The sequence below is a fragment of the Lysobacter brunescens genome, from assembly GCF_042677005.1.
GTDB lineage: Bacteria > Pseudomonadota > Gammaproteobacteria > Xanthomonadales > Xanthomonadaceae > Lysobacter_I > Lysobacter_I brunescens.
The window spans coordinates 24789-51246 of sequence record NZ_JBHTIF010000001.1; the positions used below are offsets into that span (position 1 = coordinate 24789).

Below are 26458 nucleotides of genomic sequence, written 5' to 3' on the forward strand. Positions count from 1 at the left end.
TGACCCGGAACGCCTGACGACGCAGACCCGATTCCCGCGCGGCTCCTGCCGCGTCCGAGCGAATCCGGAAGCCGGCCGCGCCACGCGCAGCCGGCTTTTTGTCTTTCCCGGCATTCGAAACACCTTGCCGACACTCTTCCCCGAATTGATCCCCTGCGGCCGCCCGGCGCGGACCGCGCAACACGGAGCGACACCATGAGCCTCAAGCAGCGCCTCACCGACGACATGAAGACCGCGATGAAGGCCGGCGAGAAGGATCGCCTGGCCACCATCCGCCTGATCAACGCCGCCATCAAGCAGAAGGAAGTCGACGAGCGCGTCGAGATGGACGACGCCCGCGTGCTGGCCGTGCTGGAGAAGATGGTCAAGCAGCGCAAGGACTCGATCGAGCAGTTCGACAAGGCCGGCCGCGAGGATCTGTCCGTCATCGAACGCGCGGAAATGGCGATCATCGCGCAGTACCTGCCGGCGAAGATGGGCGAGGACGAGATCAAGGCCGCGATCGAAGCTGCCGTGGCCGAGACCGGCGCATCGGGTCCGGCCGACATGGGCAAGCTGATGGGCGTGCTCAAGCCGCGCCTGGCCGGCCAGGCCGACATGGGCGAGGTCTCGAAACTGATCAAGCAGCGCCTCGCCGGCTGATCCCGACACCGGACATCACCGCGATGACCACCACGCCCGCCATCCTCATCCGCCCCGCCGTCCGCGAGGACGTCGGCCAGATCCTCGCCTTCATCCGCGAGCTGGCCGAATACGAGAAACTCGTGCACGAGGCCATCGCCGACGAAGCCGGCCTCGCCGCGCAGCTGTTCGGCGCCACGCCCCGCGCGGAAGTGCTCATCGCCGAAGTCGACGGCCAGGCCGCCGGCTTCGCGCTGTTCTTCCACAACTTCTCGACCTTCGTCGGCAAGCCCGGCCTGTACCTGGAAGACCTGTTCGTGCGCCCGGCCTTCCGCGGCCTCGGGCTGGGCAAGAAGCTGATGGTGCGGCTGGCGAAGCTCGCGGTGGAACGTGACTGCGGCCGCTTCGAATGGTCGGTGCTGGACTGGAACCAGCCCGCCATCGATTTCTACCGCAGCCTAGGCGCGGTGGGCATGGACGAATGGACCGTGCAGCGGGTCGCCGGAGACGCATTGGCAGCGCTGGCGTCGAAGGACGCCTGACCAACTGGCCTTGCTATACTCGGACCGAATTCAGTCCGGAGGAATCGCATGAGCGACCCGATCATCAGCCTCAGCGACTTCAAGGCAGACGCCAGCCAGTGGCTCAAGCGTCTGCAGGACGCCTCCGAATCGGTGGTGCTCACCCAGAACGGGCGGGCGAGCGCGGTCGTGCAGAGTTTCGAAAGCTACCAGCGCCAGCAGCAGGCGCTGCTGATGCTCAAGCTGATGGCCCAGGGCGAAGCGGATCTGCGCGACGGACGCCTGACACCACAGGCAGAGGCCTTCGACGCCCTTCGCGCCCGGATCGCCGAGCGCACATGACATCGCGCCCGGTGCTGTGGACGCAGACCGCGTTGTCCGACCTCGAGGCCATCATCGACCATATCGCCGCCGAGCACCCGGCCGCCGCGCTTGAGGTGCTCGATCGTCTGCAGGCGCGTGCGGCGGGACTCGACATTCTGGCGCCACGCGGGCGTGTCGTTCCCGAATTGCGCGACATCGGCGTGCACCAGTATCGCGAGCTGATCGAGCGCCCGTGGCGTATCGTGTACCGGGACGATGGTGCGCGCACCGTGGTCATCGCGGTTCTGGATGCCAGGCGCGATCTCGATTCGCTGCTGCTGGAACGGCTGACCCGACCCTGACATGGCCCGCATCCCCGACGCCTTCATCGACGACCTGCTGGCTCGCACGGACATCGTCGAGCTGATCGGGTCACGCGTGCCGCTGAAGCGGCAGGGACGCGAGTATTCGGCGCGGTGCCCGTTCCACGACGAGCGCTCGCCGTCGTTCACGGTGTCGCCGACCAAGCAGTTCTACCACTGCTTCGGCTGTGGCGCGCACGGCACCGCGATCAGCTTCCTGATGAACTACGACCGGCTCGAATTCCTCGACGCGGTCGACGAGCTGGCCAAGCGCGCGGGCATGGAAATTCCCCGCGATACCCAGCAGCGCAACGCCAATCCCGACAGCGTCGACCAGTACGCGGCGCTGGAGGCGGCGAACAAGTTCTTCCAGCGCCAGCTCGCGGCGAGCCCGAAGGCGCTGGCGTATTTCGAGCGGCGCGGTGTGGGCGCGGAGATCCGCGCGCAGTTCGGCCTGGGCTATGCGCCGGACGGCTATTCGGCGCTGAAGGATGCGCTGGGCACCGACGAACGCCGGATGAAGCTCCTCGAACGGGTCGGCCTGTTCTCGAAGAACGATCGCGGCCACGTCTACGACAAGTTCCGTGACCGGGTGATGTTCCCGATCCACGACCGGCGCGGGCGCACGATCGCGTTTGGCGGTCGGGTATTGGAGAAGGACGACGGACCCAAGTACCTCAACTCACCCGAGACCGCACTGTTCCACAAGGGACGCGAGCTGTACGGGCTGTGGCAGGTGCGCCAGGCGAACCAGAAGATCGAACGGCTGATCGTGGTCGAAGGCTACATGGACGTGATCGCGCTGTTCCAGCACGGCATCGCGCAGGCGGTCGCGACGCTGGGCACCGCGACCACGCCCGAACACGCCGAACTGCTGTTCCGCAACGCGCCCGACGTGTACTTCTGCTTCGACGGCGATCGCGCCGGTCGCGGCGCCGCGACCAAGGCGATGGAATCCGTGCTGCCACGCATGAAGGACGGCCGCCAGGCGTTCTTCCTGTTCCTGCCCGAAGGCGAGGACCCCGACACGCTGGTGCGCAGCGAAGGCCGCGAAGGTTTCGACGCGCGCCTGCAGTCTGCGGTGCCGCTGTCGCAGTTCTTCTTCGACGAACTGGCGAAGGACGTGAATCTGGGCACGCTCGATGGCAAGGCGCGCATGGCCGAGCGTGCAAAACCGCTGCTCGCGCAGATTCCCGATGGCGCCTTCGGCGACCTGATGCGACAGCGACTCACCGAACTGACCGGCGTCGGCGCGAATGCTGCGGCACAGGCTTCGAAACCATCCGCGCGCACGCGCCCGCAGGTGCAGCCCACGCAGAAGCGCAGCCTGGTGCGCAGCGCGATCGCGCTGCTGCTGCAGCGACCGTCGCTGGCGCTGGAACTGCAGTCGCCCTGGACCTTCGGCGCGCTGCGCCAGCCCGGCATCCCGCTGCTGGCCGAACTCATCGCGCTGGTGCGCGAACGCCCCGACATCACCACCGGCGCGCTGCTCGAACATTTCGAGGGCCGCGAGGAATTCGGCCACCTGCAGAAACTCGCCGCGCAGGACATGCCCGGCGAAGAAGCCAAGTGGCGCGACGAATTCCTCGACGTCGCCCAGCAGCTGGAACGACAGACGCTGCAGCAGCGCATCGAAGCCCTGCAGGCGAAGCAGCGCGAACAGGGCCTGGACGACCAGGACAAGGTCGAGCTGCGCGAACTGCTGCGCGTCATCGCGACGGGCCGCTGACGCTCTTCGATCGCACCTCCGCGCGGGGGTCGCAGTCCGTGAGATGGGGGTTCGCGATACTGGCTGCACGACGGGAGGGGTGGCGGCGTTGCGGACGACGCGCCATCAGGGCCAGGCAACCACGGAAGGCCAACTCGCACCATGGGAACGACAGCGCGCACATCGCGACGCCGCCCCCTCGCCTGTCGACCATCGTCGCCCCGAGCGTCAGGCGCCCCAGACCTCGCGCATCACCCGCGCGAAGTTGCCGCCGAGGATCTTCGCGATGCGCGCATCGGAATGCCCGCGTTTCGACAGCAGCGTGGCGAGACGATCGAAGCGGTTCGCCGTGTTGAGGTCGGGAATGAAGGTGTAGAGGTCCGCCGGACGCCCGCGATCGAACACGCCGTCGTCGACCGCACCCGCAACCCATTCGCGATTGTCTTTCTCGAATTCGGGCGTGCGCGCGATCGGCGCGACGCCCGTGTCGGTGCCGATGCCGACGTGGTCCTCGCCGCAAATGTTCACCGCGTGCTCGATGTGGCGAACCACGTCCTCGGCCATCGGCTGGGTGTCGGTGCGGAGGTAGGGCCAGAAGATGATGCCGGCGACGCCGCCCTTGTCGGCCATCGCGCGCAACGTGGCATCGTCGGCATTGCGCGGCAGGTCCGCCAGCGCACGGCAGCCGGTGTGGCTGATCAGCATCGGCGCGCGCGACGCGGCGACGCCTTCGGTCATCGTGCGCGGCGAGCCGTGCGCCAGGTCGACCACGATGCGCTCGGCATTGAGTCGCTTCACGACCTCGCGACCGAAATTGCTCAGTCCGGCGTTGCCCGGTTCCATGCAACCGTCGCCGACGAGATTGCGGCGGTTGTGCGTGAGCTGCAGCACGCGCAGGCCGCGTTCGCGGAACATCGGGATGCGTTCGATGTCCTCGCCCAGCGGCTCGGCGCCCTGGAAGGTGTGGATCAGACCGAGCTTGCGCTCGCGGCGCGCGCGTTCGAGATCGTCGGCGGTCCGGATGAGGGTCAAGTGATCGGGATGACGAGACACGATGCCTTCCCACGTCTCGAATGCCCGCTTCGTCTTATCGAACGCGGCATCGTCCATCCAGAAACGCCCGGATGGCGACAAGGTCAGCACCACCGCCGTCAGGCCGGAGGCGCGGATGGCGTCGAGTTCATCCCGGATCGCTCGCGCGTTCGCCGGATCGTCGGCATCGAACCAGAACAGGTTCGTGCCGCCGGCACCGTCGATCGCGACGATGTCGCGCGCTTGCATGCGCGCCGAAGCGAAGCGCGGCCATGCAGCGCCGAGCGCCAGGCCGCCAAGCGCGGCGATGAATCCACGACGTCGCATCCCTGTCTTCCTCCCGCATCGTCGATACGCCTCGAGTGTAGCGTGGTGCCTGCGGACGGGCAGCCTGCGGCAATCCGCCAAGCCGGGCACGGCCGCCGGGCTCCCGGCATGCGGTACGACAGGGGTATGCTCCGGAGGTTTTCCTCTCCGGGATCCAGATCATGCTGCGCCGCACAAGCATCGCCACCGCCCTGCTGGTCATCGCCAGCGCCCTGCCTGCGCATGCGCAGGCGCCTGCCGTCGAGCGCCAGGAAGTCGGCAACCGCATCAGCGAGAACATCCCGGCGATTCCCGCCGAGCTGGTCGAACGCCTCAACCGCTACCAGAACACGCGCGGCGCCGGCGTGGCCGGCTGGACGAAGGACGGCTGCCTGCTGGTCGGCACGCGCTTCGCCGAAACCAACCAGGTCCACCGGGTCTGCCAGCCGCTGGGCATGCGCGAGCAGCTGACTTTCTATCCCGAGCCGATCGGTGCGGTGGCGCCGATGCCGGCCGCCGGGTCGCGCGACGGCTTCGTCTTCTCGAAAGACAAGGGCGGCGACGAGTTCTCGCAGTTGTACTGGTTCGACGGCGGCAGCCGCGAAGTCAGTCTGCTCACCGACGGCAAGCGCACCCAGAACACCGGCCCGCTGTTCTCGCCGGACGGCAAGTGGCTGGCCTATCGCAGTACCGCACGCAACGGCACCGACACCGATATCTGGCTGCGCGACATGGCCACCGGCCAGTCGCGGCCCGTGGTCACCGCCGGCGGCAGCTGGAGCGCGCGCGACTTCTCGCCCGATGGCAAGACCCTGCTGGTGATGAAAGGCGTCTCCGCAGCGGAGTCGTATCCGGGCAAGGTCGATCTGGCAACCGGCGCGCTGACCATGTTCCCGGTCGAAGGCGGCAAGGCGGCGTTCGGCGATTTCGCCTACGGGCCCGACGGCAAGTCCGCGTACTACGTGTCGGACGAACCCGTGGACGGCAAGCCGCAGGAGTTCCAGACCCTGCGCCATCACGACGCGGCCACCGGCAAGATCACGGTGCTCAGCGGCACGATTCCGTGGGACGTCACCGGCTTCAGCCTGTCGGAAGACCGTCGCCACCTCGCCTACGCCACCAATGAGGACGGGATCAGCCGCCTGCGCGTGCTGGCGTTGCCGTCGCACCGCGAGATTCCCCTGCCGGCTCTGCCGGTCGGCGTGTTCGGCGCCGGCGTGTTCTCGCCGGACGGCCACCGTCTGGCGCTGAGCATCAACAGCGCGACCTCGCCCAGCGACGTGTACGTGATCGACCTGCGCGACGCACGCCTGGCGCGCTGGACGCAAAGCGAAGTCGGCGGTCTGGACGCATCGAAGTTCGTCGCGCCGACGCTGATCCGCTATCCGACCTTCGATCACGTGAACGGCGGCAATCAGGGCAAGAGCCGCCGCACCATTCCCGCGTTCTACTACCGCCCGGCGAACGTGCCTGCGGGCCGCAGGCTGCCGGTGGTCATCAACATCCACGGCGGCCCGGAAGCGCAGTCGCTGCCGACCTTCAACCCGACCGCGCAGTTCATGGCCAACGAGCTGGGCGTGGCGATGCTGGTACCGAACGTGCGCGGCTCCTCCGGCTACGGCAAGACCTATCTTTCGCTCGACAACGCCGAGAAGCGCGAGGATTCGGTCAAGGACATCGGCGCACTGCTCGACTGGATCGCGAAGCAGCCGGAACTCGACAGCTCGCGCGTCGGCGTGGTCGGCGGCAGCTACGGCGGCTACATGGTGCTGGCCTCGCTGATGCACTACAGCGACCGCATCCGCGCAGGCATCGACGTGGTCGGCATCTCGCACTTCGGCACTTTCCTCAAGAACACCGAAAGCTATCGCCGCGACCTGCGCCGGGTGGAATACGGCGACGAGCGCGACCCGAAGATGGCCGAGATCTTCGAACGCATCTCGCCGCTGAACCACGCCGATCGCATCAAGGCCAAGCTGTTCGTCGCCCAGGGCAAGAACGACCCGCGCGTGCCATGGACCGAAGCCGAGCAGATCGTGAAGGCGGTGCGCGCCAACGGCCAGCCGGTCTGGTACCTGCTGTTCAACGACGAAGGCCACGGCTTCCGCAAGAAGAGCAACAACGATTACTTCGGTGCGGCGAGCGTGTTGTTCTGGCAGGAGAACCTATTGGACGAGAAGAAGTGAACCGCTTCGCCCGGGCTTTGCGATGAGCAGCCCGGGCGATTCGGCGATACATCAACGTCATCCTCGCGCAAGCGAGGACCCAACCATCAATCACGATCAAGCCTGGGTCCTCGCTTGCGCGAGGATGACGACTGCGTTTGCAGGACAGGGCGGGAAAGCCCCGAGCATGTGTGAGAATCCCTTCAGCAACGCTCAGCGCGGCCACAACCCCCGGATCGCGGCGACACCCTGCGCGCCCTGGGCACGCGCGACCTCGACATCCCGGGCCACGAGTCCGCCGATGGCATAGATCGGCAGCGCGACCTGCTCGCGCAGGCGCGCGAAGGCGTCCCAGCCGATGCCGGCCTGCCCGGGATGCGATGCGGTCGGCAGCACCGGGCCGAGCACGGCGGCATCGCAGCCGCAGGCCTGCGCACGCACGAGTTCGTCGAGGGTGTGACAGGAGGCAATCACGCGGCCCGGCACGTCGGGACGCGTCGTCAATTCCGCCAGCTGCGCAGCGCGCAGGTGCAGGCCGATGCCATGCCGCTCGGCCAGGGCGAGGTCACCGTTGACCAGCACGTCGGCGTCGACCTCGCGGGCGATGGCCACGGCGCGCTCGACCAGCAACGACCAGTGCGCGGGATCGACGATCGACAGCATCGGCGCGCGCAGCTGCACGCGCGCGATGCCGGCATCGCAGGCGGCGCGCAGGCCATCGAGCCAGGACACGTCGTCCTCGGGTTCGGGGGTGATGAGGTACAGCGACGGATCGCGCAGCGCGGCGACGACCGGGCGGTCGGCATCGGGCATCGCATAGCTCGCCAGCCGATGCGGCGGCACCCAGGCGAGCGCCTGGCCATCGAGTCCCTTCACGGTGCCGCTCCACGCGGCGATGCGGCGCACGTCGAGGCGCAGCCGTTTGTGGGGATACTGCTGCGGCACCACGATCACCCGCTCGCCGACGCGGGCCTCGATGCCCAGTTCCTCACGGAGTTCGCGTACCAGCGCCTGCTCGGGCGTCTCGCCGGGATCGACCTTGCCGCCCGGGAATTCCCAGAGGCCCGCGAGGTCGCGGCCTTCGGTGCGTCGCGCCAGCAGGATGCGGTCGCGGGCGTCGGTGATGACGCCCGCGACGACGTGGATGCTGGGTCCGGAAGAAGCCCCGGCTCGGGATTCGGTCATCGCTTCCTCTGCGCGACTGGCGAATTCAGCGGCCCCGCGTCACGGCTCCCGCGTCAGACCAACTGGCCGTGGCAATGCTTGAACTTCTTGCCGCTGCCGCAGGGGCACGGATCGTTGCGACCGACGCCCGCGAACTGCTCGGGGTGCTGGTAATCCGGCGTGGCGGCTTCCTCGTCGGCGCCGAAGCCACCGATGTCCGGATGCTGGAACTCCATCTGGCGGGCGAGCGCCTGCGCACGGGCGCGCTCGGCAGCCTCGGCCTGGGCGATCTCTTCCTCGCTGCGGATGCGCACGCGGGCCAGCAGCGAGATCACTTCGCGCTTGACCTTCTCCAGCATCTCGCTGAACAGTTCGAACGCTTCCTTCTTGTACTCCTGCTTCGGCTGCTTCTGCGCGTAGCCGCGCAGGTGGATGCCCTGGCGCAGGTAGTCCATGCGGCCGAGATGCTCCTTCCAGCTCTGGTCGAGCACGGTCAGCATCAGGTGCTTTTCGAGCATGCGCATGTTCTCGGCGCCGATCGAGGCTTCCTTGGTCGTGAACAGGTTCTCGACCTCGGCCTGCACGTAGCGCGCGATGCCCTCGGCATCGATTTCGCTCTGCGAGCGGACATGCTCGACCAGCGGCAGCTGCAGGTTGAACTCGGCGGCCAGCTCGGCCTGCAGGCCCGGCAGATCCCACTGGTCGTCGATCGAATTCGGCGGCACGAACCGGTCGACCATGTCGGCGACCACGTCGTTGCGGATGCCGTCGACGTTGTCCTTGACGCTGTCGGCTTCGAGCAGCTCGTCGCGCTGGCGGTAGATGACCTTGCGCTGGTCGTTGTTGACGTCGTCGAAATCGAGCAGGTTCTTGCGGATGTCGAAGTTGTGGGCTTCGACCTTGCGCTGCGCGCCGGCGATCTGCTTGGTCACCAGCGGGCTTTCGATGATGTCGTCTTCCTTCAGGCCCATGCGCGCCATCATGCGCTGCACCCAGTCGGCGGCGAAGATGCGCATCAGGTTGTCTTCGAGCGACAGGTAGAAGCGCGACGACCCCGGGTCGCCCTGGCGGCCGGAACGACCGCGCAGCTGGTTGTCGATGCGGCGCGACTCGTGGCGTTCGGTGCCGATGATGTGCAGGCCGCCGCTGGCCTTGACCGCATCGTGGCGCTGCTGCCATTCGTTCTTGATGCGCTGGCGCTCGATGTCGTTGAGCTCCGCGCCGGCCTCGGCCTCGCGGGCCTGCAGTTCGGCTTCCAGCGAGCCGCCGAGCACGATGTCGGTACCGCGGCCGGCCATGTTGGTGGCGATGGTCACCGCGCCCGGGCGACCGGCCTGGGCAACGATGTGCGCTTCGCGCTCGTGCTGCTTGGCGTTGAGCACCTCGTGGGCGACACCGGCGGCCTTGAGCTGCTCGGACAGCATTTCCGACACTTCGATCGAGGTCGTGCCGACCAGCACCGGCTGGCCCTTGGCGTTGCACTCCTTGATCTCGCCAAGCACCGCGCGGTACTTGCCGGCCTTGTTGAGGAATACCGCGTCCGGATGGTCCTTGCGCACCATCGGGCGATGGGTCGGGATCACCACCACTTCCAGGCCGTAGATGCTCTGGAATTCGAAGGCTTCGGTATCCGCCGTGCCGGTCATGCCGGCGAGCTTGCCGTACATGCGGAACAGGTTCTGGAAGGTGATGCTGGCCAGCGTCTGGTTCTCGTGCTGGACCGGCACGCCTTCCTTCGCTTCGACCGCCTGGTGCAGGCCGTCGGACCAGCGGCGACCCGGCAGGGTACGGCCGGTGAATTCGTCGACGATGACCACTTCGCCATCGCGCACGATGTAGTCGACATCGCGCTGGAACAGCGCGTGCGCGCGCATCGCGGCGTTGAGGTGGTGGACCACGTGGATGTTGTGCGCGGCGTAGAGGGTGTCCTCGCCTTCGAGGATGCCGGCGCGGCGCAGCAGCTCCTCGGCGTGCTCCTGGCCGGCTTCGGACAGGTGCACCTGCTTGCTCTTCTCGTCGACCCAGTAGTCGCCGACGCCGTCTTCCACGTCCTGTCGCTTGAGCTGCGGGACGATGCGGTTGACCTTGACGTACAGCTCAGGCGATTCGTCGGCGCGGCCGGAGATGATCAGCGGCGTGCGCGCTTCGTCGATCAGGATCGAGTCCACTTCGTCGACGATCGCGTAATGCAGGCCGCGCTGGTGGCGGTCTTCCTTCGCCAGCGCCATGTTGTCGCGCAGGTAGTCGAAGCCGAATTCGTTGTTGGTGCCGTAAGTGATGTCCGAACCGTAGGCGGCGGCCTTGTCGGAATGCGGCATGCCCGGGTACACGACGCCGACGCTGAGGCCGAGCCAGTTGTACAGGCGGCCCATCCAAGCCGAGTCGCGGCGGGCGAGGTAGTCGTTCACGGTGATGACGTGGACGCCCTTGCCTTCCAGCGCGTTGAGGTAGGTCGGCAGCGTACCGACGAGGGTCTTGCCTTCGCCGGTGCGCATTTCGGCGATCTTGCCCAGGTGCAGGACCATGCCGCCGATCAGCTGCACATCGTAGTGGCGCATGCCCAGCACGCGCTTCGACGCCTCGCGGCAGACCGCGAAGGCCTCGGGGAGGATCTTGTCGAGCGATTCGCCCTTGGCGATGCGCTGCTTGAACTCGGGCGTCTTCGCCTGCAGGTCGGCGTCGGACAGCGCCTCCATCTGCGGTTCGAGTGCGTTGATCTTCTTGACGATGCCGCTGAGCTGCTTGATCAGGCGATCGTTGCGGCTACCGAAGATGCTGGTCAACAGGCGATTGAGCATGGGCGGAAAGGGTCCGGGCTGGTTGGGCCGCGAGGACCGTCGGGAACGGCCATCCACGGCAATAAAAAAGGGCGCAGAGCGCCCTGCAACGTTCCATTGTACTTGGTGCCGCCGCCCCGAGGTATCAAGCCCCCGGGGTGGCGCCTGTCTCAGCCCCGGGTGACGACCTTGCCGCCGGCCACGGGCGCGCCGGCCTGGCCCAGGAATTGCGCGGGATTCACCACCACGCCGTTCTCCCAGACCTCGAAATGGACGTGGGCGCCGGTCGAACGCCCGGTCGAACCGGCCTTGGCCACTTCCTCGCCGCGACGGACCAGATCGCCGACCTGACGGGTCAGCCGCGAATTGTGGGCGTAGCGGGTCACGTAGCCGTTGCCGTGGTCGACCTCGATCACGTTGCCGTAGCCCGAGCGCACGCCCGAGTAGGTGACGACGCCATCGGCGACGGTCAGCACCGGATCGCCGGTGTTGGCCTCGAAATCGACGCCCTTGTGGAACTGGCTGCCGCCGCCCAGGGGGTCCGCGCGATAGCCGAAGTTCGAGGTGATGTAGCTCTGCTGGATCGGCAGGCCGGTCGGCAGGCTGCTCCTGTCCAGCTCGCGGTTGAACAGCAGGGCCTCCAGCACGGACAGCTGGTTGCCGGAATGGCGGAGCTGGGCATCCAGGCCGCTCATGCCGTCGCGCAGCGCGCGAGCCTGCATGTCGCTGACCGGGCCGGCGCCACCGATGCCCACCGGCTTGTCGAAATCGAATTCGCCGTCGCCGAGCTGGGCGGCGCGGGTCAGCCGTTCGCCGAGCGCGTTCAGGCGATTGGCTTCGGCCTGCAGTTCGGCCATGCGCGCAGCGAGCGCGTTCACTTCGCGCTGCGCCTCGCGGCGGGTGGCCTCCAGGGTGCGTTCCTGCTCCTGCACCGCCACTTTCAGGCGATCGTGGTGCAGGTCGCGGACCAGGCCATCGCCGATCGCCCCCAAGCCCACACCGATGGTCACCAGGGCGATCGCGGCCATGCCCGGGCGGGCCTGCATCGCGATCCGGCCGCGATGTCCGGTCTCGACGAGGAAGGCCCCGATGCGGCGCGCGCTGGTGGTGCAGCCCCGTGCGAGCGTGTGCGCGGCGACGCGCATGTGGTGCTGTGCGAGCAGCAGCGCCGGCGGGCGGTGCGGATGCGCGGCGCCCTGCGCCTGCGACTGATCATCGGCGTCCGTCCGGTGCTGCGTATTTTCTTCGAAGCTGTGTACAGTCATGCGGCCCATGTCCCGTTCTCGATCCAACCCTCCTCCCCCGTCCCGCCCTGCGGGCCCGAAGATCGCCGCCGATGCCTTGCTCGACGGCGACGCCAATGACCCGGGCAAACTGTTCCTGCGGCGGGCGATGTGGCTCGAAGCGTTGGATCTGCAACTGCGTCCGGGTCTTCCGCCTGGCGTCGCCGCGCATGCGCGCCTGGCGAACATCAACCGCGGACGACTCGTCTACCTGGTGGATGCGCCGGTCTGGCATGCCAAGCTGCGGCTTGCGGCGACCGACGTCCTCGAAGTGGCCCGGTCCATCGGACTGGAAGTGACCGAACTGGTGGTCAAGATCGCAACCGGCCCGCACGCGATGCGCGCACCCGCCGTCGGGACGTCGAACAGCCACTCGGTTCCCCCACTCTCGGCAGCCGCGCGTGAAGCGTTCGCGGCCGCGCTCGCTGGCCGCGACGAGGATCCGTCGAAGCAGGACTCGTCCTGAGTCCATCCGTCGACCACCCCGTACAGGGGCGTCCGGCGGACGCGAAGGACGCATCCTACTGGCCGGAAGCCGGCCAGGGGTTAAGAAGCCGGGGCCTTTTCGTTCGGATTTCGTTAAAAATCGCGCGCAAGTTCACGGATCAGGCAAGTTGACTGATCGCGACGGGCGAAATGCATGACCGGACGGCCGCCGGTCGAAGGACCGCTCAGGACTCGAAAGCGGATGGGATGCGGGCCGGAGGATCAGGCCGGCTGGAGGGCGCCGTAGACCACCGGGACCGGGGTCCGGTCGTCGAAGGTGACGATGTCCCAGGCCGACGTGGCCGCCAGCAGGGCGCGGACCAGCTTGTTGTTGAGGGCGTGGCCGGACTTGAAGCCTTCGTAGGCGCCGAGGATCGGATGGCCGGCCAGGTACAGGTCGCCGACGGCATCGAGGATCTTGTGGCGGACGAACTCGTCGGCGTAGCGCAGGCCGTCGTCGTTCAGCACGCGGAACTCATCGAGCACGATCGCGTTGTCCATCGAGCCGCCGAGGCCGAGGTTGCGCTCGCGCATGAATTCGAGATCGCGCATGAAACCGAAGGTGCGCGCGCGGCTGACTTCGCGGATGTAGTTCTCGGTGGAGAACTCGACCACCGCGCGCGAACGCGACGCGGGAATGGCCGGATGATTGAATTCGACGGTGAAACCGAGGCGGAAGCCGTCGTAGGGCTCGAAGCGGGCGACCTTGTCGCCATCGCGCACTTCCACCGTTTCGAGGATGCGGATGAAGCGCTTCGGAGCGTTCTGCTCCACGATGCCGGCGGACTGCAGCAGGAACACGAACGGACCGGACGAGCCGTCCATGATCGGCACTTCGGGGGCCGACAGCTCGACATAGAGATTGTCGACGCCCAGACCCGCGAGCGCGGACATCAAGTGTTCGACGGTCATCGCCTTGCCACCCTCGCGGGTGAGGCCGGTGCAGAGCATGGTCTCGGTGACCAGGTCGGCGCGTGCGGGGATTTCGACGACGGGGTCCAGGTCGACGCGACGGAACACGATGCCGGTGTCGACCGGGGCCGGGCGCAGGGTCAGGAAGACCTTGTCGCCACTGTGCAGGCCCACGCCGGTGGCGCGGATCATGTTCTGCAGGGTGCGTTGCTGGGCCATGGGCGATGTGATCGTGTGCGGGGGGCGTTGTGCGGGGATCGTGCCGGGAACGATGCGCGAATCCATGCGGCCGGGAGCACTCGCCAGTCGAGTGGGGAGGCAGATTAGCACGCGTCAGGCTGAACCTGAACGGAAGGGATGGACCGTTCCGGGCCTGCAACGGCGGGCCTGCAACGACCGCCTTCCGGGCTCGCCGGAGGAGAGGAGAAAAGCCCGCCGGGCCGGACGACCCGGCGGGTAAAGGACACGATGCGGGGCGGCGCCGGGCCATGGCGGACCCGGCATTCCCCGTTGGAGCGACGGGCGGTCAGTCCGCCTGGCGGCGGAGGAAGGCCGGGATGTCGAGGTAGCTGCTGTCGCTGCCGAAATCGGCGGCGGCCGGGGTCGAGGCATCGCTGCCGCGACCACGCAGGTTGGCGGCGATGCCCGCGCCCGGGGTGAACGCCGCCGGCTCGTCGATCATCATCCCGGTGGTGCCGTCGCGACGGCCCTGGGTGTTGATCAGCTGCACCTGCGGACGGCGCGCCGGCACGTGGCCCTCGTCGCGGTCGCGTACGGCCTGGCGCGAGACGGCGCGGTTCAGGCCGGTGGCGACCACGGTCACCTTGACCTCGTCCTGCATGTCCGGATCGAGCACGGTGCCGATCACGACCGTCGCGTCTTCCGACGCGAAGTTCTCGATCGTGCGGCCCACTTCGTCGAACTCGGCCATGGTGAAGTCCGGGCCGGCGGTGATGTTGACCAAGATGCCGTTGGCGCCGGCCAGGTTCACGTCGTCGAGCAGCGGATTGTTGATCGCGCCCTCGGCCGCGGCCTGCGCGCGATCGTCGCCGCGCGCGGTGCCGGTGCCCATCATCGCCAGGCCCATTTCGGACATGACGGTGCGCACGTCGGCGAAGTCGACGTTGATCAGGCCGGGACGCACGATCAGGTCGGCGATGCCCTGCACCGCGCCCTGCAGCACGTCGTTGGCGGCGCGGAACGCCTGGATCATCGTCGCGTTGCGGCCGAGCACGGTGATCAGCTTCTCGTTCGGGATCGTGATCAGCGAGTCGCAGTGCTGCGACAGCTCCTCGATGCCCTTGAGCGCGACCTGCATGCGGCGACGGCCCTCGAACGGGAACGGCTTGGTGACCACCGCCACGGTGAGGATGCCCATCTCCTTGGCGAGCTGCGCGACGACCGGCGCGGCGCCGGTGCCGGTGCCGCCGCCCATGCCGGCGGTGATGAACACCATGTCGGCGCCCTGCAGCGCGTCCATGATGCGCTCGCGGTCTTCCAGCGCGGCCTGGCGACCGACTTCCGGATTCGCGCCCGCGCCCAGACCCTTGGTGACGTTGCTGCCCAGCTGCAGCTGGAGCTTGGCGCCGCAGTTCTTGATCGCCTGCGAATCGGTGTTCGCGGTGATGAACTCAACGCCTTCGATGCAGCCGTTGACCATGTGCGCCACGGCGTTGCCGCCGCCACCGCCCACGCCAACGACCTTGATGACCGCATTCGGGGCCATCTTTTCGACCAGTTCGAAATATGCCATGTCCGTGTCCTCGTCTATTTATTTGGTATCGCTGTTGTTGTCTGTTGGATCGCTGCCGCATTTCACGTGCACCCGTCCCGGGCATCTGCCGTCGTCCATGGATCGCATCGTCAAAACTCGCCCTTGAACCAGTTCCTGAGCTTGTTGAACACCCCGAGCGCACGGCCGGCCGGGATCACCGGACGACGCGGATGCTCGATCTGGCTGCCCATCAGCAGCAGGCCCACGCCGGTGGCGTGCACCGGGTTGCCGACCACTTCGCCCAGGCCGCTGACGTGCTGCGGGATGCCGACGCGTACCGGCATCTGCAGCATTTCCTCGGCCAGTTCGACCACCCCTTCCATCTTCGAGGCGCCGCCGGTGAGCACCATGCCGGCGCGCACCAGCTCCTCGAAGCCCGAGCGGCGCAGTTCGGCCTGCACCATCTCGAAGATTTCCTCGTAGCGCCCCTGCACCGCCTGCGCCAGCGCGTGGCGCGGCAGGCGGCGCGGCGGACGATCGCCGACGCTGGGCACCTGGATGCTTTCCTCCGCCGTCGCCAGCTGGGCCAGCGCGCAGGCGTAGCGGACCTTGATCTGCTCGGCTTCCGGCGTCGGCGTGCGCAGCATGTGCGCGATGTCGTTGGTGACGTGGTCGCCGGCGATCGGCAACGACGCGGTGTGGCAGATCGCGCCGTGCACGAACACCGCGATGTCGGTCGTGCCCGCGCCGATGTCGACCAGCACCACGCCCAGCTCGCGCTCGTCGCTGGTCAGCACCGCGGTGCTGGAGGCCAGCGAAGAGAAGATCAGGTCGTCCACCTGCAGGCCGCAGCGCTGCACGCACTTGCTGATGTTCGCCGCCGCCGACTGCGCGCACACCACCAGGTGCGCGTGCACTTCCAGGCGCACGCCGGTCATGCCGACCGGGTTGCGGATGCCTTCCTGCGAATCGTCGAGCACGTAGTCGCGCGGGATCGCGTGCAGGATCTTCTGGTCGGCCGGAATGGCCACGGCCTTGGCAGCTTCCAGCACGCGGTCGAGGTCCATGTAGCTGACCTCACCATCGCGGATCGGCACGATGCCCGGCGAGTTGCGGCACTGCACGTGGTTGCCGGAGATCGAGGCGTAGACCGAGCGGATCTCGCAGCCGGCCATCAGCTCGGCTTCCTCGATCGCGCGCTGGATCGACTGCACGGTCGACTCGATATCCACGACCACGCCGCGCTTGAGCCCGCGCGATTCGTGCGTGCCGATGCCGATGACTTCGATCGGGTTGCCCGGCGCGTACTCGCCCACCAGCGCCACCACTTTCGAGGTGCCGATGTCGAGGCCGACGATGAGCGATTTGTCGCCTTTGCGGTTCATGTGGGCAGGGCCGTGGATCGGAAATGGAACATCGGGAATGTCTTGAGATGGGCGACCCGGGCGGTGTTGCCGGCCGGATTCGCCTGTTGGGGTGCTGCATTCGGCTCGACGCCGGGCACGGCCGATGCGGGCGTGCCGATCGTCTTGCCAGGGGCGTCGGCCTCGCGCCAGGTCAGCGCGAAACCGTTGGTGTAGCGCAGGTCGGCGCGTGCCAGCGTGCGCGGGTCCTGCGCCTGCAACTGCGGCAGCAAACGTGCGAACCGCGCCAGGCGCAAGCGCGCATCGTCGCGACCGAGCAGCAGTTCCGCACCGTTGGACAGGGTCATCGACCAGCTGCCGCGTGCGTCGAGACGCAGCGCCTGCACGTCGATGCCCATCGGCGCGAACAGCGCGCGGGCCTCGTTGTACAGGGCCACGAGGTCACTGCTGCGCGACACCGGACCTTCGAAACGCGGCAAGCCCTTCGGCACGGCCACGTCGGCGGAGGGAAAGAATCGACCGCGCTCCGACAGCAGCTGGTCCTCGCCCCACCACGCGAACGGCCGGTGTTCCTCGACACGCACGATCAGCACGTCGGGCCACTGCTTGCGCACTTCCGCCGACTCGACCCACGGCAGCTTCGCGACCGCCGCCTGCGCGTCCTCCAGGCGCACCGCGAAGAAACCGCGATGCGCATAGGGCATGACCGTCGCACGCAGCCGCGCGGCATCGACGCGCTCGAGGTCGCCGACCACGCGCAGCGTGCGCAGCGGCCAGCGCTCGGCGCCGACCCAGCCCTGGATGACCGCCACCACCGGCAGCGTCACCAGTGCCAGCGCCAGCAGCCACGCGACGAGTCGCAGGAAGGCGTTCATCGTGCGCCCACCTCCGGACCCGCAGCGGTGTCGACCGAGGTTTCCAGGACCATCCAGCAGAGCGTTTCGAAATCGATGCCGATCTGGCGCGCGGCCTTGGGCACCAGCGAGTGGCTGGTCATGCCCGGTGCGGTGTTGATCTCGATGAGCTGGAAGCCGTGGCGGCGGTCGCGCATCACGTCGACGCGGCCCCAGCTGCTGCAACCGGCGGCGCGGAAGGCGCGCAGCGCAAGGTCGCGGATGGTCGTCTCGTCGTCGCCTTCGAGGCCGGGACACAGGTACTGCGTGTCGTCGGCGATGTACTTGGCGTGGTAATCGTACCATTCTCCGGCGGGCACGATGCGGATCGACGGCAGCGCGAGATCACCGAAGATGCCGACGGTGAATTCATCGCCCTGCACCATCTGCTCCATCAGCAGTTCACCGGCATAGATCGCGGCGAAGGCTTCGGCAGCATCGAGGTCGCTGTCGGCGAGGATGCGGAACACGCCGACGCTGGAACCTTCGCAGGACGGCTTCACGAACACCGGCAGACCGAGCGAGGCCGCGGCAGCGCGCAGGTCGCTGCCCGGAGCGATGCGCACGAACTTCGGTGTCGGCAGGCCTTCGCTGATCCACACCTGCTTGGTGCGGATCTTGTCCATGCTCAGCGCGCTGCCCAGCACCTTCGAACCGGTGTAGGGCACGCCCAGCGCTTCGAGCGCGCCCTGCAGCACGCCGTCCTCGCCACCGCCCTTGTTGCCGTGGAGGATGTTGAAGACGCGGTCGTACTGCTTGCCGCGCAGGGCGTCGATCAACGCCGGGATACCGTCGACCGCGTGCGCATCGACGCCGCGCGCACGCAGCGCCTCCAGCACGTTGCGACCGGAATCGAGCGAGACCTCGCGCTCGGCGCTGGTGCCGCCCATGAGCACGGCAACGCGGCCGAACACGGCCGGATCGGTGAACCGCGGCGATGGCGTGGCGATGCTCACGACCGGTGTCCCTCATTGTTGTCCTGATGGAAGCCGTGGGCCGCGATCTGCTGCGCGGCATGGCCGATATCGCCCGCGCCCATCATCAGCAGCAGGTCGCCGTCGCGAAGCACGTCGGGCAGCACCTGGGCGAGATCGGCGGCACCGCCGACGACCACGGGATCGATGCGGCCGCGCGCGCGGATGCTGCGCGCCAGCGATTTGGCGTCGGCGCCGGCGATCGGCGCTTCGCCGGCCGGATAGACCTCGGTCAGCACCAGCGCGTCGACGTTCGACAGCACGGCGGCGAAGTCGTCGAACAGGTCACGCGTGCGGCTGTAGCGATGCGGCTGGAACGCGACCACCAGCCGGCGATCGGGCCAGCCGCCGCGCGCGGCCTCGAACACCGCTTCGAGTTCCTTCGGATGGTGGCCGTAGTCGTCCACCAGCTGCACCTTGGCGCCCTGCGCGGTGGTCAGTTCGGCCAGCAGGTTGAAGCGGCGGCCGATGCCGGCGAACTTCTCCAGCGCCTGCGCGATGGTCTCCGGTGCCACGCCGAGCTGCCAGCCGATGGTGGCGGCCGCCAGCGCGTTCTGCACGTTGTGCCGGCCGGGCAGCGCCAGCGTCGTCGGCGTGCGCGTGCCGTCGGGCAGGCACAGCGTGAAGCGCATCGCCGGGCCGGCCTGCTCGACATCCTCGGCGCGCACGTCGGCTTCGGGCGCGAAGCCGTAGCTGATCACGTGGCGCGGCATGTCGGCGGCGAGCATCGCGACTTCGGGATCGTCGATGCACAGCACGGCCAGGCCGTAGAACGGCAGGCGGTGCAGGAATTCGGAGAACGCGGCCTGCACGCGCGCGAAGTCGCCGCCGTAGTTCTCCAGATGGTCGGCGTCGATGTTGGTGACGACCGCGATCGACGGATTGAGGCGCAGGAAGCTGCCGTCGCTCTCGTCGGCCTCGGCCACCAGCCAGTCGCCGCTGCCCAGGCGCGCATTGGCGCCGGCCGCGAGCAGCTGGCCGCCGATCACGAAGGTCGGATCCAGCCCGCCCTCGGCGAGCACGCTGGCGGTCAGCGATGTCGTCGTCGTCTTGCCGTGCGTGCCGGCGATGGCGATGCCGCGACGGAAACGCATCAGTTCGGCCAGCATCTCCGCGCGCGGCACCACCGGGATGCGCTGCGCGCGCGCTTCCATCCACTCGGGGTTCTCGCGCTTGATCGCGCTGGACACGACCACGCAGTCGGCGCCGAGCACGTTGGCGGCGGCGTGGCCACGGCAGACGGTGATGCCCAGCGAGGCGAGACGGCGCGTGGTCGCGTTGTCGGCGTTGTCGGAACCGGAGACCTGGTAGCCGAGCGTGCACAGCACTTCGGCAATGCCGCTCATGCCGGCGCCGCCGATGCCGACGAAATGGACGCGGGGAAAGGCCTTGGACAGGTCCTGGGTGTCGAGCAGTCGGCGGATCATGGGCGTGCCTCCTGCAGCACGGCATCTGCGACGCGGTCGGCCGCATCGTTCCTGGCGAGCGATCGTGCAGCTTCGGCCATGAACAGCCGCTTCGCGGGATCGAGGATGAAATTGCGCAGCTCCATCGCCAGCTTCGACGCGAGTGCGTCGTCCTGCTTGAGCAGCACGGCGGCGCGACGCTGGGCGAGATACTGCGCGTTCTTGGTCTGGTGGTCGTCGACCGCGGTCGGCAGCGGCACCAGCACGCTGCCGACGCCTGCGGAGCACAGCTCGGCGAGCGTCAGCGCACCGGCGCGGCAGACCACCACATCGGCCCAGGCGTAGGCCGCAGCCATGTCGGCGATGAAGGGCTCGACCGATGCGACGACGCCGGCCTCGGCATAGGCTTTTTCGGCTTCCTCGCGCATGCGCTCGCCGCACTGGTGACGGACGATCACGCCCGCGCCGTCGAGCTGGCGCAGCGCGGACGGCATCGCCGCGTTCAGCGCGCGCGCGCCCTGGCTGCCGCCGAGCACGAGCACGCGCATGTCGTCGTCGCCGCGACCGGCGAAGCGTTCGCGCGGCGACGGCACCTGCGCGATGACCTCGCGCACCGGGTTGCCGACCACGGTTTCCTTGCCCGGGAACGCATCCGGGAAACCGGTCAGTACGCGGCGCGCGAAGCGCGAGAGCACGCGGTTGGTCATGCCCGGCGCGCGGTTCTGTTCGTGCACCAGCAGCGGAATGCCGGCGAGCACCGAGGCGATGCCGCCCGGACCGGCCGCGAAACCACCAAAGCTGACGACGGCGCGCGGCTGGTGCCTGCGCAGGATGTCGCGGGCGCTGCGGATCGCCGACAGCACGCGCAGCGGGGCGCGCAGCAGCGTGCCCAGGCCTTTGCCGCGCACGCCGGAGATCGCGATGGTCTCGATGGCGATGCCGTGCTGCGGGACGAGACGGGTTTCCATGCCGCCTTCGGCGCCGAGCCACACCACCGGGATGTCGCGCGCGCGCAGCGCCGCCGCCAGCGCGAGGCCGGGGAAGATGTGGCCGCCGGTGCCGCCGGCGAGGATCATCACGGGTGCGTCATGTCGTGCGGTCGAGGTGCTCATGCGCCCCTCCCGAAACTCGGCTCGACGCGGTCGCGCAGGCGGCTGGTGCCACGCGGCGCGCTTCCGATCGACACGCTGCCCAGCGCGGACGCAGCGGTCGACGGCAGCGGCTGCGCGGTCTGCGGCGGCGTGCCCGGCTCGATGCCGGCCGACACCTGCGCAGCCTCGCCGCGCAGGCGCGCGACCTGGCGCTCGGCGCGGTCCAGCTCGTAGGAAATGCGCAGCAGCAGGCCGATCGCGGCGCAGGTGCCGAGCACGCTGGAGCCGCCGGAGGAGATCAGCGGCAAGGTCAGGCCCTTGGTCGGCAGCAGGCCGAGGTTCACGCCGATCGACACGAAGCTCTGCAGCGCCATCCACAGCGCGATGCCGAACGCGCAGTAGCCAGCGAAATGGCGGCGCATCTCGACGCACTTGAGGCCGATCCAGAAGGCGCGACCGACGAGCACGGCATAGAGCGCGATCACCAGGCAGACGCCGACGAAGCCCAGCTCCTCGGCGATGACCGCGAGAATGAAGTCGGTGTGCGCTTCCGGCAGGTAGGACAGCTTCTGCACCGAACCGCCGAGGCCGACGCCGAACCATTCGCCGCGGCCGATGGCCATCAGGGCGTTCGACAGCTGGTAGCCGCTGCCGAAGGGATCGGCGAACGGGTCCCAGAACGAGGTGAAGCGGCGCCAGCGATACGGCTCGGCGATCGCGATCAGCGCCAGCACCGGCAGGCCGACCAGCACTGGTCCGAACATGCGCGGCATGTGCACGCCACCGAGCACCAGCATGCCGGCGGTGATCGCGAGGATCAGCGACAGCGAACCGAAATCCGGCTGCAGGATCAGCAGCGCGACCAGCGCCACGGCCACGCCCAGCGGCTTGAACATCGCGCCCCAGGTGGCGTTGACCTCGTCGCGGAAGCGGACGAGATAGCTGGCGAGCCAGATGATGTACATCAGCTTCACCGCTTCCACCGCCTGGAAGCCCATGATCCCGAAATTCAGCCAGCGCTTGGCGCCGTTGACGGTCTTGCCGATGCCGGGCACGAACACCAGCAGCAGCAGCACGAAGCACAGCACCAGCAGCAGGCGGTCCTTCTGCTCGATCGATTTGAGCTCGGTGCGCATCAGGACGCCCGCGACGCAGGCGCCAAGCGCGAGGAACATCAGGTGCTTGGTGAGGAAGTAGTACGGACCGACGTCCAGCCCCTCGCCGATCGCGATCGAGCTGGAGGCGACCATCACCACGCCCATGCCGGCCAGCGCGAACGCCACGCCGAGCAGCCACGGGTCGAAGCGGCCGGGCAACGCGTCGAGACGCGTGGCCTGCTGGCCGAGACCGAAACGTGGCAGGGGCGGGAACCAGTGGCTCATCAACGGATCTTCAGGGTGGCGAGGCCGACGAGGACGAGGATCACCGAGATGATCCAGAAGCGGACGATGACGCGCGGCTCCGGCCAGCCCTTCTTCTCGAAGTGGTGGTGGATCGGCGCCATCAGGAACACGCGTTTGCCGGTGAGCTTGAACGACGCGACCTGGATCATCACCGACAGTGTTTCGATGACGAAGATGCCGCCCATCAGCACCAGCACCAGCTCCTGGCGCACGATCACCGCGATCGCGCCGAGCACCGCGCCCAGCGCCAGCGCGCCGAGGTCGCCCATGAACACCATCGCCGGATAGGTGTTGAACCACAGGAAACCCAGGCCCGCGCCGGCGATCGCCGCGCAGATGATCACCAGCTCGCCCGCGCCGGGCACGATGGGAATCTGCAGGTAGGTCGCGAACTTCACGTTGCCGGTGGCGTAGGCGAACACGCCCAGCGCGCAGGCGACCAGCACGGTCGGCATGATCGCCAGGCCGTCGAGGCCGTCGGTCAGGTTCACCGCATTCGAGAAGCCGACGATCCAGAAATAGGCGATGCCGACGAAGAAGATCGTGCCGCCGATGCCGACCAGCGGCAGCGCCACGTTCTTGAAGAACGGGATGTACAGCGTGGTCGCCGACTGCGCGTCGGCGGTGAAGTACAGGAACAGGCCGGCGGCGAGGCCGAACAGCGACTGCAGTGCGTACTTGGTCCGCGACTTCATGCCGTTGGGATCGCGCTTGACGATCTTGATCCAGTCGTCCCACCAGCCGATCCAGCCGAACGCCACCATCACCGCCAGCACCAGCCAGACGTAGCGGTTGCGCAGGTCGCCCCACAGCAGCACCGACGCGAGCACGGTGAGCAGGATCAGCGCGCCCCCCATGGTCGGCGTGCCGGCCTTGGAGAAATGCGACTGCGGTCCGTCGGTGCGGATCGGCTGGCCGCCCTTGAGCAGCTTCAGGCGATCGATCACGTACGGCCCCCACCACAGCGACAGGCCAAGCGCGGTCAGCGCCGCGAGGATGCCGCGGAAGGTCAGGTAGCCGAACAGGCCGAACAGGCTCTGCAGTTGTTCGAGCCAGCGGGTCAGTTCAAGCAGCATGAGTGTCTCCCCCATGCGCGCCGCCGGCCTGCGGGCCGGTCGCGAGCATGTCTTTCACGATCCTGTCCATCGCGCTGCCGCGCGACCCCTTCACCAGCACGCGAAGCGGCTGTGCAGCGCCCTCGGCCGCCGAAGCGCGCGCGGCGATGTCCGCGCGCAGCGCCGCAGTCAGCGCGTCATGGCCCTCGAAATGTGCGGCGCCGTCGCCGAAGGCTTCGGTAGCTGCGGCACTGAGCGCACCCAGCGTGTACAGCCGGGCGATGCCCGAGGCCTTCGCACGACGACCGACCTCGGCATGCAGCGCCACGGCGTCGTCACCGAGTTCGCGCATGTCGCCGAGCACGAGCCAGCGTGCGCCGCCTGCGGTGGCCAGGGTGTCGATGGCCGCGTGCAGCGAGCCCGGATTGGCGTTGTAGCTGTCGTCGATGAGGGTGATGCCCTCGCCCAGCGCATGCGTGTTCAGTCGACCGTGCACCGGGCGCGTGACGTCGATGCCGGCGGCGATGATCGCCAGCGGCACGCCCGCACCCATCGCCAGCGCAGTCGCCGCCAGCGCGTTGAGCACGTTGTGGCGGCCCGGCATCGCCAGCGAGACTTCGGCCTCGCCTTCGGGCGTGACCAGCACGAAGCGCGAGCCCTCGGCATCGAGGCGGATGTCGCGCGCGGTGACGTCGGCATTCGCCTCCAGGCCGAAGCGGATCAGGCGATGGCCATGCGCGCGTTCGGCGAAATACGGGGCGAACGCGTCGTCGGCGTTGATCGCGGCCACGCCGCCGTCGCGCAGGTCGTCGTACACCGCCGACTTGGTGTTGGCGATCTCCAGCAGGCTGCCCATGCGCTCCAGGTGCGCCGGCGCCACGTTGTTGACCAGGGCCACGTCCGGCGGCGCGATCGCGGTGAGATAGGCGATGTCGCCGGGCTTGCCGGTGCCCATCTCGTAGACCGCGAACTCGGCGTCTTCCGGCGCATCGATGACCGCGAGCGGCAGGCCGATCTCGTTGTTGCGGTTGCCCGGTGTGGCGTAGGTGCGGCCGGCACCGGCGAGGATCGTCGCGATCAGCGTCTTCACGCTGGTCTTGCCGTTGCTGCCGGTCACCGCGACCACCTTGACGCTGCGCGCGCGCTGGACGGCCATGGCCAGCTGGGCCAGCGCCAGCTCGGTGTTGGCGACCACGACCTGCGGGATCGCCAGGCCCGGGGTCTCGCGCGAGACCAGCGCGGCGCGCGCACCCAGCTCGGCGGCACGCGCGACGTAATCGTTCCCGTCGAAGTTCTCGCCCTTGATGGCGACGAACAGCGCCGAGGCGGATGCCGCGCCATCGAGCCGGCGGGTGTCGGTGACGAGCGATTCGACGACCACGTCGTCGCCGACGAGGCGGCCGTTCACGGCACGCGCGATGGACGACAGCGGCATCGGCTTCATGCGCGCACCTCCAGCGCGGCGCGCGCGGTCTCGGTGTCGTCGAAGGGATGCTGCACGCCGTCGATCTCCTGGTATGGCTCGTGTCCCTTGCCCGCGATCAGCACGATGTCCTGCACGCCGGCCATGGCGACGGCGCGCGCGATGGCAGCAGCACGGTCGCGCTCGACGATCGCGGCGGACGGATTCGCGAAGCCGGCCATGATGTCGGCGACGATCGCGTCGCCGCTTTCGGTGCGCGGATTGTCGTCGGTCACCACGGCCACATCGGCCAGTCGCTCGGCGATCGCCGCCATCTGCGGACGCTTGCCGGTGTCGCGGTCGCCGCCGCAGCCGAACACGCAGACAAGCTTCGTGGCGGCGTGCGCACGCAGGCTGGTCAGCGCCTGCTCCAGCGCATCGGGCGTGTGCGCGTAATCGATCACCACCAGCGGCAGGCGACCGTCGCCGCCGAGGCGGTTCATGCGGCCATGCACGGGCTGCAGGCGCGACAGCAGATCGGCGATGACCGCTGCCGGTTCGCCCAGCGCATGCAGCGCGCCGCCGACGGCCAGCAGGTTGTCGACGTTGAAGCGTCCGAGCAGCGGCGAACGCACCGGATGCGCCTGGTCGTCCACGCGCAGGGTGAAATTCAGGCCAGAGAGATCCGGCACGATGTCCTCGGCGCGCAGGGTGGCGTCGGCCGCGCCGCGCGAGCTGACGCCGATCGCGCGCGCCGCGCCGTGCGCGCGCACGCCGGCATGCAAGGCGCGCCCGAAGGCGTCGTCGAGATTGACCACCGCCGATTCGAGGCCCGGCCACACGAAGAGCTTCGCCTTCGCCGCACCGTAATGCTCCATCGTGCCGTGGTAATCGAGATGGTCGCGGGTCAGGTTGGTGAACAGGCCCACGCGGAAATGCACGCCGTCGACGCGCCCCTGATCGAGCGCGTGCGAACTGACTTCCATCGCCACCGCGTCCGCGCCCTGATCGCGCAGGTCGGCGAGCAGCGCATGCAACTGCAGCACCAGCGGCGTGGTGAAGCCGGTCGGCACGACTTGACCGTGCAGGCCTGCGCCGAGCGTGCCGATGGTGCCGGCGCGGCGACCCTGCAGGGTCCAGGCCTGCGCCAGCAACTGCACGGTCGAAGTCTTGCCGTTGGTCCCGGTGACGCCGACGGTGGTCATCGCCGCCGTGGTTTCGCCATGGAAACGATCGGCCATCGCGCCGAGGCGCGCGCGCAGGCCCGGCACTGCGACCATCGGAATGCCCATGTCATTCGACGAAGCGAATTCTTCCGGCATCGGCGGCTCGAAGAGCACCACCGCCGCGCCGGCGGCCTTCGCCTGCGCGACGAACTTCAGGCCATGCGCGCCGAAACCTGCGATCGCGACGAACGCATCGCCCGGGCGGATCGCGCGGCTGTCCTGCACCAGGCCGGAGATATCCAGCGCCGGCACGTCGGCGACATCCGGCAGCAGTGCGGCGAGCGACATGC

General features: G+C 68.4%; 21 protein-coding genes and 1 pseudogene. 7 read left to right on the top strand and 15 right to left on the bottom strand.

The window, feature by feature from the left end; translation table 11 throughout:
* Positions 1 to 195 precede the first annotated feature (195 nt).
* The 5 genes from ACFQ0E_RS00115 to dnaG are packed head-to-tail and all read left to right on the top strand — an operon-like array spanning position 196 to position 3536.
* A complete protein-coding gene (locus ACFQ0E_RS00115) occupies positions 196 to 642 on the top strand; it encodes a GatB/YqeY domain-containing protein (protein WP_386821653.1) in 447 nt (148 codons plus the stop codon).
* 23 nt (positions 643 to 665) lie between these two features.
* Positions 666 to 1163, top strand: coding sequence for a GNAT family N-acetyltransferase (locus tag ACFQ0E_RS00120; protein ID WP_386821654.1), 498 nt, complete (start codon positions 666 to 668; stop codon positions 1161 to 1163).
* A 48-nt stretch (positions 1164 to 1211) separates the two neighbouring features.
* Complete coding sequence (locus ACFQ0E_RS00125; RefSeq protein WP_386821656.1) at positions 1212 to 1484, top strand: type II toxin-antitoxin system Phd/YefM family antitoxin; 273 nt, start codon at positions 1212 to 1214, stop codon at positions 1482 to 1484.
* Positions 1485 to 1495: 11 nt separating this feature from the next.
* Positions 1496 to 1807 carry a type II toxin-antitoxin system RelE/ParE family toxin gene (locus tag ACFQ0E_RS00130; protein WP_386821658.1) on the top strand — a complete coding sequence of 104 codons (312 nt, stop codon included), beginning with the start codon at positions 1496 to 1498 and terminating at the stop codon, positions 1805 to 1807.
* 1 nt (position 1808) lies between these two features.
* Positions 1809 to 3536, top strand: a complete 1728-nt coding sequence (gene dnaG / locus ACFQ0E_RS00135) for a DNA primase (RefSeq protein WP_386821660.1) — start codon at positions 1809 to 1811, stop codon at positions 3534 to 3536.
* Positions 3537 to 3743: 207 nt separating this feature from the next.
* Here the strand turns inward: dnaG and ACFQ0E_RS00140 are convergent, their stop codons facing one another.
* A complete protein-coding gene (locus tag ACFQ0E_RS00140; protein ID WP_386821661.1) occupies positions 3744 to 4874 on the bottom strand; it encodes a dipeptidase in 1131 nt (376 codons plus the stop codon).
* Positions 4875 to 5035: 161 nt separating this feature from the next.
* Between ACFQ0E_RS00140 and ACFQ0E_RS00145 the strand changes: the two genes are divergently transcribed.
* Positions 5036 to 7039 (top strand): S9 family peptidase, encoded by a 2004-nt coding sequence (locus ACFQ0E_RS00145; RefSeq protein ID WP_386821663.1) that lies wholly within the window; start codon positions 5036 to 5038, stop codon positions 7037 to 7039.
* A gap of 192 nt (positions 7040 to 7231) precedes the next feature.
* Here the strand turns inward: ACFQ0E_RS00145 and ACFQ0E_RS00150 are convergent, their stop codons facing one another.
* The 3 genes from ACFQ0E_RS00150 to ACFQ0E_RS00160 all read right to left on the bottom strand — a co-directional run bounded on the left by ACFQ0E_RS00150 (position 7232) and on the right by ACFQ0E_RS00160 (position 12005).
* Positions 7232 to 8203: a Nudix family hydrolase gene (locus tag ACFQ0E_RS00150; protein ID WP_386821664.1), complete on the bottom strand. Its 972-nt coding sequence runs from the start codon at positions 8201 to 8203 to the stop codon at positions 7232 to 7234.
* Positions 8204 to 8256: 53 nt separating this feature from the next.
* On the bottom strand, positions 8257 to 10980 hold the full coding sequence (gene secA / locus ACFQ0E_RS00155; protein WP_386821666.1) for a preprotein translocase subunit SecA: 2724 nt from the start codon (positions 10978 to 10980) through the stop codon (positions 8257 to 8259).
* A gap of 149 nt (positions 10981 to 11129) precedes the next feature.
* Positions 11130 to 12005: a peptidoglycan DD-metalloendopeptidase family protein gene (locus ACFQ0E_RS00160; protein ID WP_449284339.1), complete on the bottom strand. Its 876-nt coding sequence runs from the start codon at positions 12003 to 12005 to the stop codon at positions 11130 to 11132.
* 226 nt (positions 12006 to 12231) lie between these two features.
* Here ACFQ0E_RS00160 and ACFQ0E_RS00165 point away from each other — a divergent pair, with 226 nt between their 5' ends.
* Positions 12232 to 12708: a DUF721 domain-containing protein gene (locus ACFQ0E_RS00165; RefSeq protein ID WP_386821669.1), complete on the top strand. Its 477-nt coding sequence runs from the start codon at positions 12232 to 12234 to the stop codon at positions 12706 to 12708.
* Positions 12709 to 12950: 242 nt separating this feature from the next.
* On the opposite strand, the gene lpxC is transcribed toward ACFQ0E_RS00165, so the two are convergent.
* The 11 genes and pseudogenes from lpxC to ACFQ0E_RS00220 all read right to left on the bottom strand — a co-directional run bounded on the left by lpxC (position 12951) and on the right by ACFQ0E_RS00220 (position 26456).
* Positions 12951 to 13859 (bottom strand): UDP-3-O-acyl-N-acetylglucosamine deacetylase, encoded by a 909-nt coding sequence (lpxC, locus tag ACFQ0E_RS00170; protein ID WP_386821670.1) that lies wholly within the window; start codon positions 13857 to 13859, stop codon positions 12951 to 12953.
* A gap of 307 nt (positions 13860 to 14166) precedes the next feature.
* The gene (gene ftsZ, locus ACFQ0E_RS00175; protein ID WP_137850110.1) at positions 14167 to 15393 is read right to left on the bottom strand and encodes a cell division protein FtsZ; all 1227 of its coding nucleotides are present in this window, start codon (positions 15391 to 15393) and stop codon (positions 14167 to 14169) included.
* Between the two features lie 110 nt (positions 15394 to 15503).
* Positions 15504 to 16739 (bottom strand): cell division protein FtsA, encoded by a 1236-nt coding sequence (gene ftsA / locus ACFQ0E_RS00180; RefSeq protein ID WP_137850111.1) that lies wholly within the window; start codon positions 16737 to 16739, stop codon positions 15504 to 15506.
* Positions 16736 to 17593 carry a cell division protein FtsQ/DivIB gene (locus ACFQ0E_RS00185; protein ID WP_386821671.1) on the bottom strand — a complete coding sequence of 286 codons (858 nt, stop codon included), beginning with the start codon at positions 17591 to 17593 and terminating at the stop codon, positions 16736 to 16738. The genes ftsA and ACFQ0E_RS00185 overlap by 4 nt, the downstream gene beginning before the upstream one ends.
* Complete coding sequence (locus ACFQ0E_RS00190; protein ID WP_386821673.1) at positions 17590 to 18567, bottom strand: D-alanine--D-alanine ligase; 978 nt, start codon at positions 18565 to 18567, stop codon at positions 17590 to 17592. The genes ACFQ0E_RS00185 and ACFQ0E_RS00190 overlap by 4 nt, the downstream gene beginning before the upstream one ends.
* Complete coding sequence (murC, locus tag ACFQ0E_RS00195) at positions 18564 to 20012, bottom strand: UDP-N-acetylmuramate--L-alanine ligase (protein ID WP_386821675.1); 1449 nt, start codon at positions 20010 to 20012, stop codon at positions 18564 to 18566. Before murC ends, ACFQ0E_RS00190 begins: the two co-directional genes overlap by 4 nt.
* A gap of 5 nt (positions 20013 to 20017) precedes the next feature.
* A pseudogene (gene murG, locus ACFQ0E_RS00200) lies at positions 20018 to 21103 on the bottom strand (undecaprenyldiphospho-muramoylpentapeptide beta-N-acetylglucosaminyltransferase); the annotation flags it as partial.
* Positions 21100 to 22464 carry a putative lipid II flippase FtsW gene (gene ftsW / locus ACFQ0E_RS00205; protein WP_386821677.1) on the bottom strand — a complete coding sequence of 455 codons (1365 nt, stop codon included), beginning with the start codon at positions 22462 to 22464 and terminating at the stop codon, positions 21100 to 21102. The pseudogene murG and the gene ftsW, both read right to left, overlap by 4 nt.
* Entirely contained in the window at positions 22464 to 23561 is a 1098-nt protein-coding gene (mraY, locus tag ACFQ0E_RS00210) for a phospho-N-acetylmuramoyl-pentapeptide-transferase (protein ID WP_386821679.1), read from the bottom strand. Before mraY ends, ftsW begins: the two co-directional genes overlap by 1 nt.
* Complete coding sequence (locus tag ACFQ0E_RS00215) at positions 23551 to 24984, bottom strand: UDP-N-acetylmuramoyl-tripeptide--D-alanyl-D-alanine ligase (protein ID WP_386821680.1); 1434 nt, start codon at positions 24982 to 24984, stop codon at positions 23551 to 23553. The genes mraY and ACFQ0E_RS00215 overlap by 11 nt, the downstream gene beginning before the upstream one ends.
* Complete coding sequence (locus ACFQ0E_RS00220) at positions 24981 to 26456, bottom strand: UDP-N-acetylmuramoyl-L-alanyl-D-glutamate--2,6-diaminopimelate ligase (protein WP_386823978.1); 1476 nt, start codon at positions 26454 to 26456, stop codon at positions 24981 to 24983. The genes ACFQ0E_RS00215 and ACFQ0E_RS00220 overlap by 4 nt, the downstream gene beginning before the upstream one ends.
* Positions 26457 to 26458: the final 2 nt, after the last annotated feature.

Coding starts and splice junctions, on each gene's coding strand:
- ACFQ0E_RS00165 (WP_386821669.1), top strand. CDS start 12,232: ATGTCCCGTTCTCGATCCAACCCTCCTCCCCCGTCCCGCCCTGCGGGC.
- ACFQ0E_RS00125 (WP_386821656.1), top strand. CDS start 1,212: ATGAGCGACCCGATCATCAGCCTCAGCGACTTCAAGGCAGACGCCAGC.
- secA (WP_386821666.1), bottom strand. CDS start 10,980: ATGCTCAATCGCCTGTTGACCAGCATCTTCGGTAGCCGCAACGATCGC.
- ACFQ0E_RS00215 (WP_386821680.1), bottom strand. CDS start 24,984: ATGAAGCCGATGCCGCTGTCGTCCATCGCGCGTGCCGTGAACGGCCGC.
- ACFQ0E_RS00220 (WP_386823978.1), bottom strand. CDS start 26,456: ATGTCGCTCGCCGCACTGCTGCCGGATGTCGCCGACGTGCCGGCGCTG.
- ftsZ (WP_137850110.1), bottom strand. CDS start 15,393: ATGGCATATTTCGAACTGGTCGAAAAGATGGCCCCGAATGCGGTCATC.
- ACFQ0E_RS00150 (WP_386821664.1), bottom strand. CDS start 8,203: ATGACCGAATCCCGAGCCGGGGCTTCTTCCGGACCCAGCATCCACGTC.
- murC (WP_386821675.1), bottom strand. CDS start 20,012: ATGATCCGCCGACTGCTCGACACCCAGGACCTGTCCAAGGCCTTTCCC.
- ACFQ0E_RS00120 (WP_386821654.1), top strand. CDS start 666: ATGACCACCACGCCCGCCATCCTCATCCGCCCCGCCGTCCGCGAGGAC.
- ACFQ0E_RS00115 (WP_386821653.1), top strand. CDS start 196: ATGAGCCTCAAGCAGCGCCTCACCGACGACATGAAGACCGCGATGAAG.
- dnaG (WP_386821660.1), top strand. CDS start 1,809: ATGGCCCGCATCCCCGACGCCTTCATCGACGACCTGCTGGCTCGCACG.
- ACFQ0E_RS00160 (WP_449284339.1), bottom strand. CDS start 12,005: ATGCAGGCCCGCCCGGGCATGGCCGCGATCGCCCTGGTGACCATCGGT.
- ACFQ0E_RS00140 (WP_386821661.1), bottom strand. CDS start 4,874: ATGCGACGTCGTGGATTCATCGCCGCGCTTGGCGGCCTGGCGCTCGGC.
- mraY (WP_386821679.1), bottom strand. CDS start 23,561: ATGCTGCTTGAACTGACCCGCTGGCTCGAACAACTGCAGAGCCTGTTC.
- ftsA (WP_137850111.1), bottom strand. CDS start 16,739: ATGAACCGCAAAGGCGACAAATCGCTCATCGTCGGCCTCGACATCGGC.
- ftsW (WP_386821677.1), bottom strand. CDS start 22,464: ATGAGCCACTGGTTCCCGCCCCTGCCACGTTTCGGTCTCGGCCAGCAG.
- ACFQ0E_RS00145 (WP_386821663.1), top strand. CDS start 5,036: ATGCTGCGCCGCACAAGCATCGCCACCGCCCTGCTGGTCATCGCCAGC.
- ACFQ0E_RS00185 (WP_386821671.1), bottom strand. CDS start 17,593: ATGAACGCCTTCCTGCGACTCGTCGCGTGGCTGCTGGCGCTGGCACTG.
- lpxC (WP_386821670.1), bottom strand. CDS start 13,859: ATGGCCCAGCAACGCACCCTGCAGAACATGATCCGCGCCACCGGCGTG.